Origin of the sequence: Pseudomonas sp. YL2, from assembly GCF_023063025.1 — a bacterium.
Taxonomy (GTDB): domain Bacteria; phylum Pseudomonadota; class Gammaproteobacteria; order Pseudomonadales; family Pseudomonadaceae; genus Aquipseudomonas; species Aquipseudomonas putida_A.
Window position 1 is genome coordinate 231557 of sequence record NZ_JAJSLU010000003.1, and the last position, 23369, is coordinate 254925.

Annotated in this window: 9 protein-coding genes; 2 read left to right on the top strand and 7 right to left on the bottom strand. The window is 59.2% G+C overall.

From position 1 onward, the window contains the following. The first annotated feature begins 222 nt into the window (after positions 1–222). Positions 223–1716 carry a hypothetical protein gene (locus LVD08_RS06410; RefSeq protein ID WP_247267740.1) on the top strand — a complete coding sequence of 498 codons (1494 nt, stop codon included), beginning with the start codon at positions 223–225 and terminating at the stop codon, positions 1714–1716. A 115-nt stretch (positions 1717–1831) separates the two neighbouring features. On the opposite strand, the gene LVD08_RS06415 is transcribed toward LVD08_RS06410, so the two are convergent. From LVD08_RS06415 to LVD08_RS06430, 4 genes are all read right to left on the bottom strand, one after another. Then, positions 1832–4078 carry an autotransporter outer membrane beta-barrel domain-containing protein gene (locus LVD08_RS06415; protein WP_247267741.1) on the bottom strand — a complete coding sequence of 749 codons (2247 nt, stop codon included), beginning with the start codon at positions 4076–4078 and terminating at the stop codon, positions 1832–1834. Positions 4079–4363: 285 nt separating this feature from the next. Beyond that, positions 4364–5506 carry a hypothetical protein gene (locus tag LVD08_RS06420; RefSeq protein ID WP_247267742.1) on the bottom strand — a complete coding sequence of 381 codons (1143 nt, stop codon included), beginning with the start codon at positions 5504–5506 and terminating at the stop codon, positions 4364–4366. Positions 5507–5614: 108 nt separating this feature from the next. Further along, on the bottom strand, positions 5615–6316 hold the full coding sequence (locus LVD08_RS06425) for a hypothetical protein (RefSeq protein WP_247267743.1): 702 nt from the start codon (positions 6314–6316) through the stop codon (positions 5615–5617). A gap of 157 nt (positions 6317–6473) precedes the next feature. After that, a complete protein-coding gene (locus LVD08_RS06430) occupies positions 6474–8423 on the bottom strand; it encodes a hypothetical protein (protein WP_247267744.1) in 1950 nt (649 codons plus the stop codon). A gap of 589 nt (positions 8424–9012) precedes the next feature. Between LVD08_RS06430 and LVD08_RS06435 the strand changes: the two genes are divergently transcribed. After that, the gene (locus tag LVD08_RS06435) at positions 9013–12153 is read left to right on the top strand and encodes a hypothetical protein (protein ID WP_247267745.1); all 3141 of its coding nucleotides are present in this window, start codon (positions 9013–9015) and stop codon (positions 12151–12153) included. Positions 12154–12337: 184 nt separating this feature from the next. Here LVD08_RS06435 and LVD08_RS06440 read toward each other — a convergent pair whose 3' ends face one another. From LVD08_RS06440 to LVD08_RS06450, 3 genes are all read right to left on the bottom strand, one after another. Next, positions 12338–12697: a DUF6124 family protein gene (locus LVD08_RS06440; RefSeq protein ID WP_247267746.1), complete on the bottom strand. Its 360-nt coding sequence runs from the start codon at positions 12695–12697 to the stop codon at positions 12338–12340. A gap of 141 nt (positions 12698–12838) precedes the next feature. Next, the gene (locus tag LVD08_RS06445) at positions 12839–13210 is read right to left on the bottom strand and encodes a DUF6124 family protein (RefSeq protein ID WP_247267747.1); all 372 of its coding nucleotides are present in this window, start codon (positions 13208–13210) and stop codon (positions 12839–12841) included. Between the two features lie 1462 nt (positions 13211–14672). After that, positions 14673–23279 (bottom strand): retention module-containing protein, encoded by an 8607-nt coding sequence (locus LVD08_RS06450; RefSeq protein WP_247267748.1) that lies wholly within the window; start codon positions 23277–23279, stop codon positions 14673–14675. Between the last annotated feature and the right edge of the window lie 90 nt (positions 23280–23369).

Below are 23369 nucleotides of genomic sequence, written 5' to 3' on the forward strand. Positions count from 1 at the left end.
TACCGCCGCCCCCGCTACATCTGCATTTATCCCCGATACAGCGCCTCAGGCCGTCTATTTCGTGTGTTTCGAGCCAGTTATCCAAGTGCCCTGGCACTGACCGCTCGTCGGACAAAACCTCCTACCTGTTATTTCTGACAGTAGGCAGCACTCGCCATATCAGGCCCAATCAATCAACGCCTTCCTCGCAGAGCCACCTGTCCTTCGCCGAGGTTTTTCGTCATGACGCACTTTCACTCCTTCCTGTTTCCACGCTTGCAGACTGAAGTTCCGGGGCTGAAACTGCGTCCCTTGCGGATTTCGGCCATGATAGAGCCGATCGTCAATGGGGACGGCGGTATCAACTGCAAAACCTACTACCAGTTTCCCGACGGTTTGTTCTGCGCCGTCGATGCCTACGCCGAACCCATGCGCAAAGGTGACACGCTCGATATTTATTGGGGCAAGGATCACAAGATCTTTACCCGGGTTCTGCAGGACGACGAAGACGGCAGCAACCAACCGGTGTTTTTCTTCCTGCCTGTGACGAACATCCTTCCCGGCTGGGTCGACGAGGTCTACTACGTACTGACCCGCGCGGGCAGCACCAGCCCCGAGGAGCCCGCCACGCCCTTGCGAATATTGGTGAAGCTGGATCTGCCAGGCGGCAAAGACGATGAACCCCATTTGCCCGGACATGCAAAATTGCACATCGTGCAGCTGCCGCGCGACGTCATCGTTAACGGCGTGGATGCGGTTTGGGCAGCCAAGGGTGTGCCGATGGTTATTCCTCCCTACCCGAACATCGCCGTGCGCGACGTTATCCAGGTGCAATGGGGCAACGCCTTCTTGTCACCTCATACCGTCAGCGCCGATGAGGCAGCCGGCACGGCACCTATCGAGATCACCGCACACCAGGACGATATTGTGGCCGGTGGCGACGGCAACGCGCAGGTGGTGCATTACGGGATCCATGACGAGGTATTCAACCACTCCGAGAAGTGGTCGCTGAGGACCACAGTCAAAGTCATGTCCGGAATCCGGCAGCTGGATAAGCCGATTATCCAGGAGTCAGTCAACGGCATCATTGATCTCGACAAATTGAACAATCGCGATGTCAACGTGCATGTTCGCGCCTCCACCAGCGATTTCCAGGTGGGTGACACCGTCACCATGACCTGGGTAGGCACACCACCCACCGGTGCTCCGCTGCCCAACCAACAATCCCAGAGGGTGGAAAGCTTCCCCAGCATCCTCATGTTTCAGATTCCGAATGCGCAGGTCCGGGCGATTGCCAAGGGAACCGCAGACGTATCGTATGTGCGCTACAAAAAGGACGATGGCTCTGCGCTCCCCTCCAGGCACGAACTCGCCAGGGTGGAAGGCCGGATCCCAGCGCCGGTCTTGAGCGAAGCCGCGGGCAATACGGTGAGCGCCGATATCACATCGGCCACCGTGAACATTCAGTACCCGGGCATGACCGAGGACGATATCGTCAACATGGCCTGGCTGGGCACCAAGGCCAATGGCATTCCCTACTTGTATGAGGCTCGGCACATCGTCAGCCCGCAGGACGTGGAAAATCATCTCGTGACCTTGTACGTGCCGGGAAAACATCTGCGGGTGCTGGAGAACGGTGCGCTGAATCTGTTCTACCGGGTGTCCCGTGACGGGCCGCACTGGCGGGGCGCGCATGAGTCCGGACATCAGGAAATCAACGTGTTGCGATTCACCTGAGTCGCAGGCGTCAGGTCAACCCGCCGGCCCGGACAGCGGGTTGACCGGCAGTCCAGCACAAAAAAACGCCCGGCAGGTGCGAGGCGTTTTTCAGGTATTCACATCATGACGCTGCTTACCAGGTCCAGCGCGCTCCGAAACTCAAGTCATACGGTTTCTCGATGGACTTGCCATGGCTGTAGTCGTAACCGGCATACACTTGCAGGTCCTTGGTCAATGCCACTGCAACGCCTGCGCCCAGCACACCACGGGTGCCAGACAAGTCGTTGTTGAACTGATTATCAGCGTTGACCGTCACGCGGTTGTTATTGATGAACTCGTGCTGCACCGCAACGCGCACATAAGGCTGGGCGACCATGCCATTGCCCATGTTGAAATTGCGGCCTACAGTGGTTCCCGCTTCACCCAGCACCGAGCGGCTGCGATCACCGTCGGCCTCCATGCCATTGTCCAGATCAAAGTTGCGCCCCTGAACCACCGCTGTCGACAGTTTGCCGTACGGCTCGATGAAGTAGCCATCCTCCAGTTTGATCTGGCGACCGAACTCCGCCGAAGCGCTGACACCGGAGCTGTCATAACTGCCCTTGGCGCGGGTGCCATCGCTCATGCCGACTTTCGTATCGCTCTGAAAGCGGTTGAACTTGAGCAGCGCATCAAAGTAGTAACCGCTCTGCTTGTTCATCCAGGTCACGTAAGGGCCCAGATAGTAGCTGTCGACCGTACCCGAAGTCCCCTGTGCGACGTCCAGGTTGGTATGGCTGTGGCCACCCATGATCCCGGCCACCCACAGACTGTCGCCCAGGTGCGTATCCGCCCCCAGAGAAAGCCCTTGCTGGGTCTGCTGATAACCCACTCCGGAAGCGGCGCTGATGTTGTATTTGTTGCCGTAGGTGCGCATCCACAGACCGGTGTCCCCCCCATTGAAACGCAACTCGCCCATGCGGCTGCGCAAAGTTGCCGCCTCGGCATACAACAGCGTCACCGGAGCGTTGAACAGCGCCAGTACCGATTTCGCCCCGGGGCTGATGGTCTTGGTGGTCGGGTCGAGAAACCATTCCGTACCGCCCTCCCCCACTTCTCGCCGAGCGAGGTCATACGACCAGGTACCCAGATCGACATGCCCGCCTCTCAGGGCAAATTGCGCGTCGCCGGCGGCGGTGTGCACCAGGGTCAACTGTTGCGGGTTCAGCGCGTCCAGACCGGAAGCGGCCACCAGCAATCCGAATTGTCCGCTGGCAACGCCCGTGACATTGAGGAAGTCGTGCAGACCGGTAGCGAAATTGCCCTTCATTTCGACCGTACTGGAACCATCCGGCGAGCCGGCCAGCGTGCCGACGTTCAACTGGTAGAAGGTATCTGGCACATCCTGCGCACCAAAGCGCACCGTCCCGCCATTCATGGCGAGTGTTCCTACAGTGTCAGCGCCTGTGAGGGTCCAGCTCGAACCGCTGTTGACGGTCACACCGTTGACCTTGTCGAGACGGCCGGTCAGTTGCGAGTTGTTCTGCAGGGTGACGTTGGCAGTCGAACCGTTTTCGACCAGCACATCGCCCTTCATGCTGCCCTGATCGAAGGTGAGATTGGCGGTACTGTTGCCGGCGACGTTGACGTTGCCTTGCAGCGTGCTGTCGCGGACAAACATGCCCGCGGTGGAAGCGCCCTGCACCGTCAGCACGTTGCCGTTGCCCCCCGTCAGGGAGGACTGGTTCAACACCTCAAGGGTGGCATTGATGCCCTTGTCCACAAGAATCGCATCACCGGTGCGGCCTTCCACACTGGCGTTGTCGAGCCGCAGTGAATTGTTGCCCAGGCCCGAGGGATCCCTGCCCATAGTCACCCCGGTCTTGTCGCCGCTGATAACCGTGTTTGCGGAGGCGCGTACATCCCCCCCCAATATGTTCAGGCCGGTACTGTCAGCCCCAGTTCCGGTCACCTGACTGTTGATGAGCGTGAGCGTGCTCAAGCCGGTGACCTGAGCACCGATTTCCCCACCCTTGAATTGACTGTCGGTTGCAGTGACCGTGGAGCCCAGGGTCGAGCCGATAGACCGATTGACCGCTAGCCCCATAAAGTCGCTGGTCACGATGGCGCGAGTGAGATCACCCGTGCTGCCGGTTATGCGGATACCCTCCAGCCCAATGTCGGCATTGACCGTTGCGCCGTTGATATTCAACGTTGATCCGGACGTGACAGACAGACTCTGGGTGGTGGCCCCCGCGATGTTCAGCACACTTGCGTTGCGTACCAGATAATCGCTCTGCGGTGTGCTTGCATCGATATCCAGCGTATTGCCGTTATCGACAATAACGGCGGCAAAAGAATGCCCGCCGGTAAAAAAAAATGCTGGCAGCACGACCAGCATTTTAAAGAGTCCTGCCGCAGCATTTTTTTGCAGCGAAACATGGTTTTTGTTCATGACGTGGCTTCCTGAATGTTCATCACCTCACATCTTTCAGAAGAAACGCCAAAAGACTGTAAGAGGCGCGAACAATACCTATCCGGGTCAAGCAAAAATGTAGGAGAAGTCCTAGCTCCGGACGGAAAAGTCCTTTCCCGCTCGAGGAATGATCCGCCTGTTTCAGCAACCGTTTCAGCGAGGACACGGGAGGCGTAGCGGCCTCCCGTGTTTCCTTTGAAACGCATTGAATCAGGTAGGCAACGGGCAACTTCCGCCATCACCCGGATTGACCAGGTACACCCTGACCAAATGCTCTTTGGAGGGAACCTCGCGCCCGTTAATAACAGCCGTATAACCGACTCCACCCCACGCATTCAGAGTCGCGAGCAAGGGCGCGTATGGGATCTTCACAATGAAGCCGGACGCGGCCTCCTGATCTGTCGGTGTGTAGAACACCTCCTTGTCTGTCCCGGGTTTGGGGTTTGCACCGCCGTCGTCGGTATAACCCTGATAGGTGAATGTCAGCTCTTGATTCGCCAGTGCCAATTCCCCGCCCGGGACGTGCACCTCGACCACCACACCCTCGATGGGATCCAGGCGCAAGGCTTTGCAGTTCAGCCAGTCAGTATAGTTAGGATCAAGGTGTAAAAATGCCGGATCAGGGACAGTGTCCTCTTGAATCTCCACATCCACCTCCTGAGGTTCTGAAATATCTACGTTGTCGTTCAGCGAATGACCGATGACGTAAGGCATCGGGTGCGTTGGATCACCGTTACCTGCCGCCGCAAAAACGCTCCACTCGACTTCCCACTTCAGAGTTGTGGGAACAGGGTCTGGAATCGTAACGAGGCCGCCATCCTCCTCAGAAACAAGCTGGCCCGCATATACAAGTTGAACGGTGTCATTTTCCTTGGCGTCGGTATAGGTATCGACCGTGACAGTAACAACCTGATCTTTGTCGGCTTCTCGCAACGTATTGACAGGGCCCCCGGAACCTCCCTGAACCGTCACCAACGCCAGATTCGGATTGGTCGGGTCTGGATTTTCCGGATCAATCGGCAGACCGGGCTTTCGCAAATCAACTTTAACTTCTTTGGAAATCGGAGTTGGCGGGTAATAAGTGCTGCCGCGTTTGATTTGGTACTCGACCTCTACAGTTTTTTCACCAGGGTCGCCGTTGAACACGTCTTTAAACGAAATATCGACGTAAAACGGGAACCCGCTGATGGTCTTCGCCATCTGCAGAATGCCGTCGTAGGTCACCACCAACTCATCTCCCGGCAAGTAGTGGGTGTATTCGTCATAGATTCCCACGCCCAAAGGGTGTTGCGCATCCGCCAGATCGACCAGACCGTCACCGACACCGTCATACAGCGGAATACTAAGGGGCAACAGCCCCTCGGGTGGGTCCGTCAGAACGACCGTAACGTGGACTGGTGGAGAAAAAGTACTTGGGTTTCCCTTACGGTCGGTGACTCTGAAAAAAAGCGCGTGAGTCCCTTAATCTTGCTTGAATACTTGTTCAGCGGTAAGTCTAAGCACGATATCAGTGGTGGTATCAGTCCGGGTGACCGAATCGACAACCTCTGCCAACACTGTCGAGTCCCCATATAACAACTCTATAAAATCGCCAATCTTCATATCTCCATAATTAGAAATCTTAATGGCTACAAAACCATTATCGTCCAGATATTTTTTGGTAATACCGTCATTTATTATTTCATCCGGAAGTCCAACCGGAAAAAACGGGTGCGGAGGAGTTCTGTCAACATTGCACTTCAACGGAACAGAGTTGCTCTCATTACCGCCTTGATCGATAAAGTATCCCAACTCATGTGTCCCCGGCCTATCGGTGTATCCGACAGGAAACGTCATGTCGATTTCAAGAATATCGGGGTCCAGCGGCGTCGTATAACGGTATCGAGTAGAGGGTATCCGACTTCCGTCAAACGTCAGATCAATGAAGCCCGGTATCACCTCCGGGTCGTCAGCCTCCGCAGGCCTCGGAACCAGACATTTGAAAGGCTTTCCCTGCAGGCTTAGCGGAATCTGGTTGGTTTCATCATCCGCCGTATCGTCTAGAAATGGGTTGTCTGGATGCACTTTGATCACGGGCGCATCAACTTTTGTAACAGCATGGCGAACTTTCATATAATCGACCCGACTTTGTTCAGCGGGCGTCAATGGTTTCGGACTTGCCATTTTTCAACTCCTTCAGAAACGGGCTTTATCTGCCCGGAATTTTGTCAATCAACTAACGCCCAAAACGCGGGCACAACACTCTCTGTCAGCCACGAATAAATACTCGTGACTGTCCCGACTAAAAACGGCTAATGCACTTTAATTAATCAAACACCCGTTACGGTTCCGTGCAGGTTTCATTAGTGGGTGAGCACACTGCACCACTGGGCATGGTTCTATTGATAATCACGAACTCTTTTTTTGAAACACCCTGCCCACCCGTAAACTTTTTCAAGGTGTAATGACATAACGCCGAACCTTGGTTTTCCATCGGCGCTATCAATTTTTCGTAATCGGTCACATGCACTTCAAAACCGTTTCTTGCCTGATCCGCACTCAAAGTGGTGAAGAACGGTTCCGCGGCCCCGGGAATGGGCATGGTGCCATTCGGTCCCGCACATCCCTGCCAGAACAACGTCACGATGTCCTTCTCGTCAAACGCCGGGTTGCCTTCAATCCTCACGCGCACCCGCTCCCAGAGACGCGGTTTCGCACAGCAGTCAAGCGTTCCTCTGATGCCAGCGTCAGGGAACGAAGGCTCTTCGAGACCTTCGATAATGATGATCGACACCTTGACGGGCGTGAATGGAGCCAACTGCTGGTTGATGCCATTGCTGGTGGTGTAATGGACCGGCAACGCCGGGTTCAGCCGGTCCTGGTCAATGACCGCCCATGGAATATTGAACGGCACTCTCTTGCCGGCAACGTCACCGCTCTGGACGATGTATTGCGCCACGGGCGTACTGATGCTCCCCCAATAAACTTCGATCGTGTGTCCTCGTTCAGGTGCGTCGAACAAGGTCAGGAAGCCGTCGGCGTCCTCGCCGAAATCTTCGGTAAGCAATGTGTTCAGCACCTTGGAGTTGGCGCCGTAGATCTCCAGCAAGGCAAGCTTGGGGTTCAACAACGCCGGCGCATCGGCGTGATCCTGGCCTGCCACCGTCAGGTTCACCGATACCAGGGTTTCCATTGATGGTTTGCTATCGACGCCCCCTGAACGCACGCGGTAAGTGACACGAGCATTCACCGGCCCCAGCCCCTTGGCTGTGAGCGCACTCCACGGCACAGGGATCACGCAAGGAAAGTTGGCCGGGTCGACATCCTGCGGCGGCAGAACAGTGCCATCCCAGTCCAGCAGTATCTGATCGCCGCTCAACGGATTGTCATAGGCATCGATTTCGACCGTCACCGCCCCTTGGTTGACCGCTCCCTCCCGGGCGTGCTGCCGATCGATCAAGCCTCTGTCCGACAGGGGGATGCGCGGAGGTTTGTGAACGGGCACCCCCGGGCTCAGATCGACGAACACAGGCAGCGGCCGCGAGCGCGGCCCCCGGTTTCCGGCCCAGTCGCGCAAGCGATAATAGATGTATCGCTGTCCATGACCGCGCAGGCGAATTTCGTCTGCGTAGACGGTGATGATGAGTTGATCGTTATCGATATCAAACTGACTGAACGCCTGCTCGCGGATTTCGGTTTCGAAGTCCGGTGGCGTGTTGGTGTCCGTCCAGTAATAAATCGCCCGGTCACGAGCCTTTACGTCCAGATAGAGGCGTACTTTGAAACGAACCTGACCGTGCTCGTCCAAATAGTCATCGGTGATGTCGCCCTCAAGATCCAGCAGCTCCAGCATCGCCGGTTCCTGGCCGTCATCCGGCGGCACTCTATCGACAGTGATGGTTTTTTTCAGCGATTCCGCGTCGTTGCCACCAATCACGAGCTTGTACGACAGGTCGTAAACGCCAGGTGCCAGGTCCCCTTGAGGCACCGAAACAATCTTGTCACCCGGATCAATGGGAATATCGAACGGGAACACCCCCGCCGTGTCGTCATCAAAGGGAAGCCCCCGTCGCCTGAAGCCCACCAACACGACGTCTTTTACGAATTCCGGCTCTGTCGAGAAATCCCACGCCGGAATCGTGATTTTCAAATCGCGATTCAATACATCGCGAGGTAATAGCCCGTCCGGGCTCTCATTACCCTCTTCGTCTTTCAGGATATCCGGAACAATCGGTTCTGGAATAACCACAAGACTTGTTTCGACATCGCCGCGCGCGTGTTGCGGATCCATCGACGACTCTTCTGGGGGCACCATTGCGAAACTCCACGGCAATTGAGCGGGCAGTGTTCTCGCGCAGGGCAGTCTTGAAGATAAAACGGGCCGTTGACTGACGATGGCGTGGAACGTTTGTGACCCAATTAGATGCCTGCCGGAAAAAGCTGACTACTGTCAGAAATACTAGGTTTTCTTACCGTTTGTCGGGAATTCGATGGAAAATGCCCAAACAGTCAGCTCAGCGTGAGGCTGCATTTTTGTTGAGCTGAATGGGGGGTGGAGTCGCCGCGCGACCCAGCGGGAGCAGACTCCCTCGCCATGGGTTGGGGTTCATCGCAGAGTCGACTTCTCTGCGGCAGCGCCTACTGGGAAGCAGTTTCAGGCATGCAAAACCCGCCCCCCGACCGTTCATCGCAAATACCTCCTTACCTGTAATTTCTGACAGTAGCCAACGCTCGCCACCTGCCCCTAAATAACCCGGAGCCTTTGCTTCCCACGCCCTGGAGTCTTCAGCATGCTTATTCAGCCCCCTCGCCTCCCGGCCCCAAAGTCTCTGCGGCAGCTGGAAATACCCGACCGTACGCAGCCGGCCCTGGAGGGGGGGGTGTGGGGGATCAATATTGCTGCCGCGCAGTTGCTGGCGCCCGACAAGGGGCTGAAAGTCTATTGTCCACCCTGGGACCGTATGGGTTTAGGTGACCACATCGAGCTGCTGCTCGACGGTGTTCAGGTCGACCAGACCACCCTCGTCAAGCCAGAGGATGTCGGCGAGCGTGTCACCCTGTATGTCCCGCCCCAGCGCTTCGTGACCGGGACCTATACGCTGCAGTATCGGGTCAAGGTACTCAACCAGACTCCGGAAACTTCGCTGCCTCCGGTGAATATCTTCGTCAAACTCGACCGGCCCGGCGGCAAGGATGAAAACGGCAGTGCCCCGGGGCATTCCGAGCTGAACATGTACATCGATCCGCGGATCATCAACGATGGCGTGGACAAGGAAACCGCCGAAACCGGCCTCGACATCATCATCAAGGCCAAACCCGGCAGCAGCAGCCCGTTGCCCTACCCCAACATGGCCGTGGGTGACCGCTGCAAATTGACCTGGGGTGGCTGGTTTGTGTATTCGCCACGGGTGACCCAGGATCACATCGATGACCCGCAAGGCCATCCACTGATCATCCATGTCGACAAGGCCACCATCCTCGACGCCGGCGATACCGATAGCCTGGCCGTAGCCTTTGAAGTACACGACATTGTCGACAATCGCTCCGAAGACTGGTGCGCCGCAGTGGAGATTGCCGTCGATACCGGCAACACGCGCCTGTCGCCTCCCATGGTCAAAGAGGCCTTCAATAGCGTTGTGGACATGGACAAACTGGGGGATGCGCCGCTGACCTTGCAGGTATTGGTCGACGCACCCGACTTCCGGATCGGTGATGTGATCATCGGCCTGGGCAAGGGCACCACGCTGGACGGCGAACCGATCAGCGTTGAAGTCCGCGGCGAGCCGCTCATCAGCGTGGGCAACATCTACGAATTGCCCCTGCCAAGCGCCGACATACGTTTGCTGACCAAAACCCAGGCCGTGTTCAGTTATCGCGTGGAACGCAGCGGGTCTGATGATCGCGCCTCCAAGGGGCGCTTCGTCAGTATCATCGGAGCAACCCGACGCCTGCTCGCGCCGATTGCCGTGGATGCGCAACAAGGGGCACTCGACCCTGATCGGGTGTACACCACCGCCGTCATCCCCTTTGATCCGATGATGCAGGTGGGCATGGTCATCGTTCTGCGCTGGGTCGGCACCCGCCAGGATTTCGGCGTCTACGACCCGGAACTGGACTGGCACACCCTTAGCAAGGGCGATATCGACGACAAAGAACCGATCCCGATCATCGTCGAGGGCAAACACCTCAAAGCCATCGAGGGCGGTACGCTGGATTTGTTCTACGTGCTGATGGCCGAGGGCAACGATGGAGGCATCATTCAGCGCGAGTCACTGCACCATGCTCTGCTGCGGGTGGGTGAGCCGCTGCTGGAACTGGTCGCGCCCATCGTCCTCGGTGAGGCCGGCGGAACACTCGAACCCGACGACCTGCCCGGCGGCTCGAGCAAACTGACCGCCCCGGCTGCCGCCGAACCCACCAAAGCGGGTGACAAGGTCACCTATACCTGGCGCGGCTCGAAAACCGGCAAGACCAGCGACTCGGTGCCGATCAATTCGCTCAATGCCGGCAAAGCCATCGATTTCACCCTGAACCCGACCTTCGTCCAGACCCACATCGAACCCAATCGCGGCGGCACTGTGGACGCGATGTATGAAATCCTCAGGGTGGCGGCAGGCGCCACGCCGGAACGTATCAGCTACTCGCGGACGTTGAGTTTCACTGTCGGCGAAGCGGTGCTGCTGACCCGGCCAAAGGTTCAGCAGGCCGAGGCCGATGGCACTACCTTGCAGCCGATCAAGGCCGTGGAAGCCCTGACTGTCAACATCGATGCGCAAGACTTGCTATTCAGCGATCTGCTCAGCGTGACCTGGACCGGCGCACCCGGCACTGCCGCCGGCGGCTCGCACACCACCCCGGCCAGACCCATCAGTGAAACCACACTGACAATCGAACTGCCGGTCACCGTGCTGGCATTCAACCTGGGCAAAACCGTCACCGTGGAGTACACCGTCACCCGCAACGGTGCGCCCCGGACCTCGTTGCCGCTGTTGTTGAATGTGGGCACTCTGCCGGATTCAAGCTTGATCCTGCCGGTGATCATGGACGCCGACGATGATGGCGAGGGCCAGGAGTTCAACGTAGGGAATCTGACCAGCAATGCCACCTATCGCATGGGCGTCTGGCCGTTGATTGCCACAGGCCAATATGTCTGGCTGCGTCTGAGAGGGACGAACGCGGATGGCAGCGACTACAACCTTCCGATCCATACGCCACCCGCCTCACAGGTCAATAATACGTGGATCAATCAAGGTTATTACGAGCGGAGCATCGCCTTTGCAGGCCTGAGAAACCTCAAGGATGGCAGCGCGCTGACCATGGAGTTCAAAGCCGCGTTCGGCAAGAGCACGGTGGAGAGTGAGGCAGTGGTTTTTCCTGTGCGCACTTACACGATCAGAGCGTTTGAGGATGTGCGGCCCTCCATCATTTCAGCAAGAGACTCTGTGGGGGAGATGATTCTGTCTGGCGGGGATACTGCTGACAGAACGATCATTCTGACCGGGGTCGCAAGCAGGGGCCAAAGAGTCGAAATTCTAGATAACCTGATAGCCATAGGCGAGGTCTTGGCAGACTCGCAAAACGGAGAATGGTCGTACACCTTGATGGGGCTTGGCGCGTTGACCCACATCTTCACTGCGAAGGTTATGGATGGTAGTGATCAGACTTCTACCCCGTACCTCATCGTTGTCATAGATGCAAAAGATATACTCAGTTTTTGGATGCAATTGCCGTCAGGAGGCGCCGGGTATCTTCCACAAAACGGTAGCGTATTGTTATTTTCGAATTACGCGGGCTTGAGCTTGGGTTTTCAGGTCGTATCCTTCGCCATAGGAAATCATGTAGTAACGCTAAGTAGCCCCATGGGTGAGCTTCAAAGCAGGACTTTAGACATTAAATCTCCTGGTTCCCGTCAAATCGGATTATGGGGTATCACGCTCAAAGGGCCGGGAATATATACGCTGAACTTCTTCGGCCCCACAGGAAAGCAGATAACTCCGCCCTTCACCGTCACATTCAATTGATACGAAAGGGTTTGCTCGCCTTAAACCCTAGTTGCTGAGAAGTAATAAGGGGACAGATTTATTTAATGCCAATCGCGAGCAGGCTCACGCCTGCAAGAGATCTTTGTCGGGCACAAAACCTGTGACCAACGCAGATCCACTGTGGGAGCGGGCTTGCTCGCGAAGAGGCCAGAACTGTCAGCGCCTATTCCTTGGGCACAACATTATCCAGCGCCTGATTCACCGCCAACTCCCCCAGCATCACCACCTGCGCAATGCCCAACACCGTATTACGACTCGGCCCCTCCAGCGTGCCGGCGAAATCGCCGAGCATGACCGTGGCCGAGGCCAGGGATTCGCAGGCGTTGGCCAGCAGGGATTCGGTGTCGGTTTGCGGGTTGACCATGAACATGCTGCTGGGGGTGTACGGCGTTGCCATGATGCGCGCGGGTGTGAGGTAGTGGTCGAGAGCGCGTTCGGCGGCTTCGTGGAGTTTTCTGGAGTTGAGGGATTCGTAGGGTGATAGCGGGTCTGTGATTGGCGGATTGGGCTTGGTTTCGGACATCAGCAGGAACTCTGATCAAAGTACTTTGAAAGAATGACTCCCTGTAGGAGCTGCCGAAGGCTGCGATCTTTTGATCTTGTTTTTTAAAAGCAACATCAAAAGATCGCAGCCTGCGGCAGCTCCTACAGGAGGACCGGGCTACTAGTTCGGCACGCGGCGGCCGTCCAGTACCCGGTTGACCATCAGTTCACTGAGCATGATCACCTGATGCAGCATCAGCATGGCCCGGCGCTGTGGGTGGTCGACGGTGTCGCCGATGTCGCGGGCCATGTCACTGGCGGCGGCTAATGACTCGCAGGCTTCGACGAGCAAGGTTTCTTCATCCACCTCGGGGTCGATGAGGAAGATTCTGTTGGATTTGCTTGAGGGTGTTGAAGGGATCGAGATCTTCAGGGCGCCGGGGTTGAGGTAGAAATTGATGGCGCGGTCGGTTGCCGCTTTTATCTTCTGCGGGTCGAGGGCTGGGTCGTACGGGATCGAGGTGTCCGGGGGGTTGGGTGTGGCTTTGAACATAGGTGACTCGCTGTTTTGAATAAGTGAGGAGCCATCACTCTCGCTACCAAACGAAGGGTGGCGGCCATTTGTGGGTTGGTAGACCGGTCAAAACAGTAAACCCGGCGCTCCCGAAGGAGCCCCACGCATGGCCACCATAAAAGCAGAGCCCCAAAAACGGACCTGTAATGTGGCGCACGACTGTAATGAAACGGGCTACCAAACCCGATCACTGATTTTCAGTGACAGGGAAACGATATAGCCCGCCCCATAGCCGTGTAAGCCGGCGGATTCTGGCGTACGCGTAGGTAACGGCGCAAGGCGTTGTAGCCGGCATGGCGTAACGGTTCGTGTACTTTAAACGTGGTTGCGGGGTTATGTTTATGTGCGGGGTTTGCTCTGTTGTTTTGATTTTGTCTGGCAAGCCGCTTTCGCGAGCAGGCTCGCTCCCACAGTTGGAATGCGTGCATTCAGGCGGGAGGTTGGTCGGCTGGGAGGCCGCCATCGCTGGCAAGCCAGCTCCCACCATTTGACCGAGTGTATTCAGTTGGGGATTGGTCGGCTGGGAGGCCGCTTTCGCGAGCAAGCCCGCTCCCACAGTTGGAATGAGTGCATTCAGTTGGGAGGTTGGTCGGCTGGTAGGCCGCCATCGCTGGCAAGCCAGCTCCCACCATTTGACCGAGTGTATTCAGTTGGGGATTGGTCGATTGTGAGGCCGCTTTCGCGAGCAGGCTCGCTCCCACAGTTGGATTGCGTGCATTCAGATGGGAGGTTGGTCGGCTGGTTGGCCGCCATCGCTGGCAAGCCAGCTCCCACCATTTGACCGAGTGTATTCAGTTGGGGATTGGTCGATTGTGAGGCCGCTTTCGCGAGCAGGCTCGCTCCCACAGTTGGATTGCGTGCATTCAGATGGGAGGTTGGTCGGCTGGTTGGCCGCCATCGCTGGCAAGCCAGCTCCCACCATTTGACCGAGTGTATTCAGTTGGGGATTGGTCGATTGTGAGGCCGCTTTCGCGAGCAGGCTCGCTCCCACAGTTGGAATGCGTGCATTCAGGTGGGAGGTTGGTCGGCTGGGAGGCCGCCATCGCTGGCAAGCCAGCTCCCACCATTTGACCGAGTGTATTCAGTTGGGGATTGGTCGACTGTGAGGCCGCTTTCGCGAGCAAGCTCGCTCCCACAGTTGGAATGCGTGCATTCAGGTGGGAGGTTGGTCGGCGGGTAGGCCGCCATCGCTGGCAAGCCAGCTCCCACCATTTGACCGAGTGTATTCAGTTGGGGATTGGTCGGCTGGGAGGCCGCTTTCGCGAGCAAGCCCGCTCCCACAGGGGAGCCTTGTTGTTCACACAATGGTGAGCACCCTAAATCCAATGTGGGAGCGAGCTTGCTCGCGAAGGCTGACGCACTGGCAACCCATCTCTCCAGACAGAAAAAACCCGCCGCCCCGATCAACCGGAACGGCGGGTTTTGTCGTTTCAGGCCTTGATCACACCGTGTCCACTTTCAGCGAATGATCATTGAGCATGCCGCTGATGATCGTCGCCGTGTCGTGCCCGCCGGCCACTACGCCGCCCGCCCCCGGGGTCACGCCGTAGTGGCTGGCGAGGTTGACGCCGGCGAGGTCGATGGTCTGGTTCGGGGTGGCGCCGGCCAGGGAGCTGACGTCGATGCTGGTGAGCACCGAGGCGCCGCTGCCGGTGACGGTGAAGTGCAGGTAATCGTCGAGCGACGCGGTGGTGCCGTTTTCACCTTGCAGCAGTTGCGACAGGTCGAGCTTGTCGGTGCCGGGGGTGAAATCGGTGATGGTGTCGTGGCCACTGTTGCCCTTGAGGTACTGGAAGGTGTCCGCGCCTGCCCCGCCAGTCAGGGTGTTGTTGCCCATGCCGCCGATCAGCAGGTCATCACCGCCACCACCGTTGAGGATGTCGTTGCCCAGGCCGCCGTTGATCACGTTGTTATTGTTGTCGCCGGTCAGGGTGTCGTTGAAGTTCGAGCCGACCAGATTTTCGATGTTGCTGATCGTGTCGGTGCCGGCGCCGAGGGTGTTTTGCGCACCGAGCAGACCGAGGTTGACCGTGACCCCGGCGGTAGCATGGGCATAGCTGACCGTGTCGATGCCGGTGCCGCCGTCGAGAATGTCATTGCCCGGGCCGCTGTAGAGCAAGTCGTTGCCCGCACCGCCGTGCATCTCGTTGTTGCCGGAACCGGCAGTCAGTACATCGTTGCCGTCGCCGCCATTGAGGATGTTGGTGCCGGTGCCCGCCACCAGAATGTCATCCCCGGCAGTGCCGGTGAGGATGTGGCCATCCTGATAGGTGATGCTGACGTTGGCCGTGTCGCTGCCGCCATGGTTGTCATTGGCGGTGTAGGTGCCGTTGAAGTCCGGCGTCACGTCATGGGCGCCGGCGTAGTTGACCGTCATGGTCAATTGATAGTTTTCCGCTGCCGTCGGATTGCTGCCACTGGTGTTGCTGATGTTGGTCACGTGAATCTGGTAGGTGCCATCGGCGCTGGCGGTGATGGTGCCGCCATCGGCGATGCTGACGAACGCGCCGCCGTTGACCGAGTACTCCATCGTGACGTGGCCGGCCGCGAGGTTGTGATCCAGGTTCAGCGTCTCGCCCTGTTTCAGTTTGACGGTGATCAGGTCCTCATCGTTGGCATTGGCATTGGTCACCGCACCGAGGTAACCGCTGACCACCAGCACTGCGGTCATCGCGGCGGTGTTGGCGGCGAACGCGTTGCGCACGTCGGCCAGGGCCTGGTTGGCCGCGGTGTTGCCGGTGCCGGCGAAGTTGATCGCACCGGTACCGGTGAAGTCCGCGCCCTTGGCCACCCAACCGGTGTTGAAGCTGGTCGGCGAGGCGTTGAGCGTGTCGCCGTCCGGGTCGGTGTCGTTGGCCAGCAACAATTCGCCCGGCACGGTGATGTTGCTCGACAGCACGTTGGTGATGACGTGGTCGTCCGTCGCCACCGGTGGCGAGTTGGGGATCACTTTCACGGTCAGCGTCGAGCTGGCGAGGTCGCCGTCGTTGTCGCTGAGGGTGAAACCGATGTTCTCGGTGATCACCGTGGTTGTGGTTTTCTGCGAGGTGTAGCTGTAGTCGCCGGTGTCCAGGTTGATCACCAGCGTGCCGCTGTTGTTGGTGGCAATGCTGATCGTGTTGTTCACGGTGTTGAACGTGCCGTGGTTGGTGCCGCCGGATGCGGTCAGCGAACCCTGGCCGCTGTTGGCGCGCGGGTCATAGGTGTAGGTGGTGCCGTCGACCACGATGGATTTGATGAAACCGCCATCGGCGCCGAAGGTACCGCCCTCGCCCAGCAGCGAACCGGTGACCGGCGCGCCTTCGACGGTGCCCGAGAGCACCGAGTTGAGCTGATTGAGATCGGTGACCACCACCGCGTTGGTGTTGGTGTGGCTGATGCCGTCATAGGCCAGCGGATCGAGGTTGGCGTTGCTCACGCCGCTGCCCAGACCGATGGCGTAGTTCTTGATGTTGTTGGCATCGAGGAAGTTTTTCAGCGCGGCTTCGTCGGCAGCGTTGATGTCGCCTTCGTTGGGTTTGCCGTCGGAGAAGAAGTAGCCGACGTTCTGCGCCCCGGTGAGTTTGCCCGAGGTGTTGAACGCGGTCTGCATCACCGCCACGGCAGCGTCGTAGTTGGTACCGCCACCGGCGGTGAGGCCAGCGAGTATGGACTTGGCCGTCGCCACATCGACCCACACCGAAGTCCGGTCAGTGGCATTACTGCTGAAGGTGACGAGCTGCACCTTCACATCGCCGAGATCATCGTACTTGTCGAGCAAGGCACTGATGGCCTGCTTGGCCAGCGCCAGACGTGATAGGCCCGGCACACCGGAGGCGTCGGCCATACTGCCGGAGATGTCGAGGACGATCAGCAGGTTGGAATCGATTTCCACCGCCGCCACCGAACGATCAGATGCCACGGCTTTTGGCACGTCGTCGACGATGTTGACCACAATCGTGCTGGTGGTGCTGTTGCCCAGCGCATCGGTGGCTTTGTAGGTAAAACTCTCGCTCAGGGTGTTGGCGCCGTCGTTGGCGTTCGGTGTGGTTTTCGGCGCCGAGGTCAGGGTGTAAGTGTAGGTGCCGTCGGCGTTGAGCTGGATCTGCCCGTAAGTGCCGGTGGCGCTGCCGACCAGGGTGTAGGTGAGCGCCCCGCTGCCGCCGGTGACCGCACCGACCAGGGTGCCGGTGGCGGTTTCGCCGGTGTTGGTCGGGTCGCTGCCGGTGACCGTGCCGGGGGCCAGGTCCTGGCCGTCCTTGGTCAGGTCGAGGGCTTTTTCGTAGACCGTCACGTCCTGATCGACCGAAGCAATCAGTTTGCTGTCGGCGACATTGATGGTGATGGTGGTGGTGCTTTCGTCGCCGTCACCGTCGCGGATGGTATAGGTGAATGTATCGGTGGCGCCCGGTGGGCTCACCGAGTTCGGGTTGCTGTGGTAAATGGCGTTGCCCGCCGCGTCCAGAGTCAGGTAGCCGTAGGCGCCGTTGATGTTGCTGTTGAGGCCGCCGATGGCCGAGGTCGCGGTGTTGCTGCCGGCGCGCACGCCGACCACGGCCCCGCCTGCCGCTGCGCCATCGGCACCGGTGACGTCGTTGCCGAGCACGCTGATATTGACCGTGCCGCCCTCCGCCACCGAGCCGGTGTCGGCCTTGGCGGTCGGCAGGTCATCGATGATGTTGACGTTGATCTGGCCGCTGGCGGTGCTGCCATCGGTGTCCGTCGCGACCACGTTGAAGTTTTCGGTGAGGCTGTTGGCGCCATTACCGGTCGGGTGGTTTTCGTTGTCCACCAGGGTGTAGCTGTAGCTGACCACGCCGGTCGCCGGGTTGTAACCGGTGATAGTGAACGTGCTGCCCAGCGGCGACACCACCGATTGCGGGAAGCCTGCGGCGACCCCGTTGGTCACGACGGCAATGCCACCGACGGTGAGGGTTTGCAGTCCATCCAGGGCCGTGACGGTGAAGGTACCGCTCTGGGTCAGTGCCGGGGTGTCAGGGCTGGTGCCGTCACTGAGGTTCTTCTCGTAGACGGTGAGTTCGCCGCCATTGACGTCGAGGCCGTTGAGCACCACCGGATCGTCGTTGTTGTGGATGTTCAGCACCAGGTTCGCGGTGCTGGTATCGCCGTCAGCATCGGTGAGGGTGTAGGTGAATGTCTCGGTGCCGTTTCCACCGCCGTGCAGCGCTTTGAAGTCGGCGTCAGCCGGGTTGAGCGTGTAGGTGTAAGTGCCGTTGGCATTGAGCACCAGCGTGCCGTAAGTCCCGGTGAACGTACCGGCGGTGATCGGCCCGGCATTCGGTCCGGTGGCGACCACGTCCGCGCCCTGCACGTCGTTGCTCAGCACGTTGCCGGTCAGGGTCAGCTGGGTTTCCGAGGCACTGGTGGCGTTGCTGTCGTTGAGGGCTTTGGGCACGTCATCGACGATGCTGACGACGATGGTGCTGGTGACCACATTGCCCAGCGAATCGGTGGCCTGATAGGTGAAGGTTTCAGTCAGGGTATTGGCCCCGTCGTCGGCATGCGGTGTGGTGGTTGCCGGCGAGGTCAGGGTGTAGGTGTAAGTGCCGTTGGGATTGAGCACGATCTGCCCGTAATTTCCGGTGGCACTGCCGACCAGCGCATAGCTGATGGCGCCGACCGCACCGGTGACCGAACCGACCAGTGTGCCGGAGGCGGTTTCGCCAGTGTTGGTCGGATCGCTGCCGATGACCGTACCCGGGGCCAGATCGGCGCCGTCCTTGGTCAGGTCGAGGGCTTTTTCGTAGACGGTGACGTCGGTATCGCTGGTCGCATACAGCTTGCTGTTGGCGACATCGATGGTGATGGTGGTGGTGCTTTCATCGCCATCGGAATCGCGCACGGTGTAGGTGAACACATCCACCGCACCGGGGCCGCTCACGGTATTGGGGTTGCTGTGATAGACCGCGTTGCCGTTGGCATCGAGGGTCAGGTAACCGTAGGTGCCATTGATGTTGCTGTTGAGGCCGCCGATGGCCGAGGTCGAGGTGTCGGAGCCGGCGCGCACACCGACCACCGCGCCGGTCACCGCCGGGCCGTCGGCGCCGCCGATGTCATTGTCGAGCACGTTGCCGCTGACGGTGCCGCCCTCCGCCACCGACGCGGCATCGGCATGCGCGCTCGGCAGGTCATCGATGATGTTGACGTTGATCTGGCCGCTGGCGGTGCTGCCGTCAGTGTCAGTCGCCACCACGTTGAAGTTCTCGGTGATGCTGTTGGCGCCATTGCCGTTCGGATGGGTTTCGTTATCGACCAGGGTGTAGCTGTAGCTGACCACGCCGGTCGCCGGGTTGTAGCCGGTGATGGTCAGCGTGCTGCCCAGCGGCGTGACGACCGATTGCGGGAAGCCTGCGGCCACACCACCGGTGACGACGTTGATGCCGCCTACGGTCAGTGTTTGCAGACCGTCGAGCGCGGTCACGGTGAAGGTACCGCTCTGGGTCAGCGCCGGCGTATCGGGACTGGTGCCGTCGCTGAGGTTTTTTTCGTAGACGGTGAGTTCGCCGCCATTCACGTCGAGACCGTTGAGGGTCACCGGATCGTCGTTGTTGTGGATCTGCAGGACGAGGTTGGCAGTGCTGGTATCGCCGTCGGAATCAGTGAGGGTGTAGGTGAAATTTTCGGTGCCGTTGCCGCCGCTGTGCAGGTTTTTGAAGTCGGCGTCGTTGGTGTTCAGCGTGTAGGTGTAGGTGCCGTCGGTGTGCAGTTCCAGCGTGCCATAGGTGCCAGTGAACGTACCGGCGGTGACCGGGCCGGTGGGTACGCGGTCGGCGCCTTGCACGTCGTTGGTGAGGACGTTGCCGGTCAGGGTCAACTGGCTTTCCGACGCGGTGTTGGCGTTGGAATCGTTCAGCGCTTTTGGCAGGTCGTCGATGATGTTCACATCGAGGGTTGCGTTAGCGGTGGTGCCGTTGTCGTCCACCACGGTGACGGCGAACTGTTCAGGCAGATTGTTGGCGCCGTTGGCGGTTGGGTGTGCTTCGTTGTCGACCAGGGTGTAGCTGTAGCTGACGACACCCGTAGTCGCGTTGAATCCGGTGATGGTCAACGTGCTGCCCAGCGGTGTGGTGACCGATTGCGGGAAGCCTGCGGCTACACCGTTGGTGACCACGGCGATGCCACCGACGGTCAGCGTGGTGACACCGTCCAGCGCAGTGATGGTGAACGTGCCGCTTTGGGTCAACGCAGTGGAATCCGGTGCGCTGCCGTCAGTGAGATTTTTCTCGTAGACGGTGAGTTCACCGCCATTGACGTCGAGCCCGTTGATGATCACCGGATCGTCGTTGTTGTGGATCTGCAGGACGAGGTTGGCGGTGCTGGTATCGCCGTCGGAATCGGTGATGGTGTAGGTGAAGGTTTCGGTGCCATTGCCGCCACCGTGCAGGTTTTTGAAGTCGGCGTCGCTGGTATTCAGCGTGTAGGTGTAGGTGCCGTCGGTGTGCAGTTCCAGGGTGCCGTAGGTGCCGGTGAAAGTCCCGGCAGTCACTGGGCCGGTCGGTACGCGGTCGGCGCCTTGTATGTCGTTGGTCAGGACATTGCCGGTGAGGGTCAGATTGGTTTCTGACGCGGTATTGGCGTTGCTGTCGTTCGCGGCTTTGGGCAGGTCATCGATGATATTCACATCGAGGGTCGCGTTGGCGGTGGTGCCATTGTCATCCACTACCGTTACGGCGAACTGCTCGGGCAGGTTGTTTGCGCCGTTGGCGGTTGGGTGTGCCTCGTTGTCGATCAACGTGTAGCTGTAACTCACAACACCCGTAGTGGCGTTGAAACCGGTGATGGTCAGCGTGCTGCCCAGCGGTGTAGTCACCGATTGCGGGAAGCCTGCGGCCACGCCGTTGGTGACCACGGCGATACCACCGACGGTCAGCGTGGTGACGCCGTCCAGTGCAGTGATGGTGAACGTGCCACTCTGGGTCAGCGCGTTGGCATCCGGCGCGCTGCCGGTGCTGAGGTTTTTTTCGTAAACGGTCAGCTCGCCGCCGTTTACGTCCAGGCCGCTGATGACCACTGGGTCGTCGTTGTTGTGGATTTGCAGGACGAGGTTGGCGGTGCTGGTATCGCCGTCAGAATCGGTGATGGTGTAAGTGAAATTCTCGGTGCCATTGCCGCCGCCGTGCAGGTTTTTGAAGCCTGCGTCGGCCGGGTTGAGCGTGTAGGTGTAGGTGCCGTCGGTGTGCAGTTCCAGAGTGCCGTAGGTGCCGGTGAAAGTACCGGCAGTCACTGGGCCGGTGGGTACGCGGTCGGCGCCTTGCACGTCGTTGGTCAGCACGTTGCCGGTCAGAGTCAGATTGGTTTCCGACGCGGTGTTGGCGTTGCTGTCGTTCACCGCTTTAGGCAGGTCGTCGACCACATTAACGTCAAGGGTCGCATTGGCAGTCGTGCCGTTGTCGTCCACCACGGTGACAGCAAATTGCTCAGGCAAGGTATTGGCACCGTTGCCGGTCGGATGCGCATCGTTGTGATCGAGGGTGTAGCTGTAACTCACCACCCCGGTGGTCGCATTGAAACCGGTGATAGTCAGCGTGCTGCCCAACGGCGTGGTAACCGATTGCGGGAAGTCTGCAGCAACGCCGTTGGTGACCACGGCAATGCCGCCCACCGTCAGCGTGGTGACGCCGTCCAGCGCAGTGATAGTAAACGTGCCGCTCTGGGTCAGCGCAGCGGAATCCGGCTCGCTGCCGGTGCCGAGGTTTTTTTCATAAACCGTCAGCTCGCCACCCTCGACGCTCAAGCCGTTGATCAGCACCGGATCGTCGTTGTTGTGAATCTGCAGAACCAGATTCGCAGTGCTGGTATCGCCGTCCGAATCGGTGAGGGTGTAGGTGAAAGTCTCGGTGCCATTGCCGCCACCGTGCAGCGCTTTGAAGTCTGCGTCGCTGGTATTCAGCGTGTAGGTGTACGTGCCATTGGCATTCAATACGAGGGTGCCGAAAGTGCCGGTAAAGGTACCGGCAGTGACCGGGCCGGTGGGCACGCGGTCAGCGCCTTGCACGTCGTTGGTCAGGACGTTGCCGGTCAAGGTCAACTGGGTTTCCGAGGCGGTGTTGGCGTTGCTGTCATTCGCCGCTTTGGGCACGTCATCAATGATGTTGACGTCGAGCGAGCCGGTGGCGCTGTCGCCATTGCTGTCGCTTGCGGTCACCGTGAAATGTTCACTGAGGCTGTTGGCGCCGTCACCGGCCGGATGGGCATCGTTGCCGTTGAGGGTGTAGCTGTAGCTGACCACGCCGGTGCTGGCGTTATACCCGGTGATGGTCAGGGTGTTGCCCAGTTGCGTGGTGATCGACTGCGGGAAACCGGCCGCCACACCAGCGCTGATCACGTTTATACCGCCGATGTTCAGGCTGCTCAGACCGTCCGGCGCCGACACCGTGAAGCTACCGCTCTGGGTCAGCGCGCCGGGGTTGGCCGAGGAGCCGGCAGACAGGTTGGCTTCATTGAAAGTCAGCTCACCGCCAGGCACGGCGAGGCCACTGAGGGTCACCAGGTTGTTGACCGGTGGCGGCACGATCGGCGTGTTGTCGCCATTGTCGATGACTGCGTTATGTCGCTCTTCGGGAAACTCGGGAATACCGTTGAAACCAGCGGTCGGGAAGCCGATCACCGGATCCACGCGCCCACCGACTTCCGTCAGCAGGACAAAACTGTGGCCGCCACCCAACTCACCTGGCGCGCCGCCCGGTGCATTCGGGCCGGCGGCGGTGGCCTCTGCCGCTTTGGTCGGGTCTTCACCGGCAGCGATGGCTTTCTGAATCTGCTCGACATCGGTCAGTTGCGCTTCGCTCGGCGTCAGCGCTTCAGGGGAATCAATGTGCACCGCCTGATTGGCCAGCAGCTGCCCGGACATGGTCATGCTGCTGTCGCGGCCCAGGGTCAACTCGTGGCCATTTTGCAGATGAATGGCGACGGCACCTTCTGCGCCGGTGATCACTTGATCGCCGGCAAACAAGCGGTCGCCCTCGACCAGGGCGCGGCGCGTGCCGTCGGTGCCCTGCGCAAAAACCTGACCAATGACTTTAGTGACTGTCCCGATGAGCGTTGCCATGTGAATTCCTCCGCTGCCGACCACCGTCGGCACTGGTTCGCGAAGCAGCCCATGGCTCAATCGGGTTGTCGGGGCGACGCTCGCACCTCG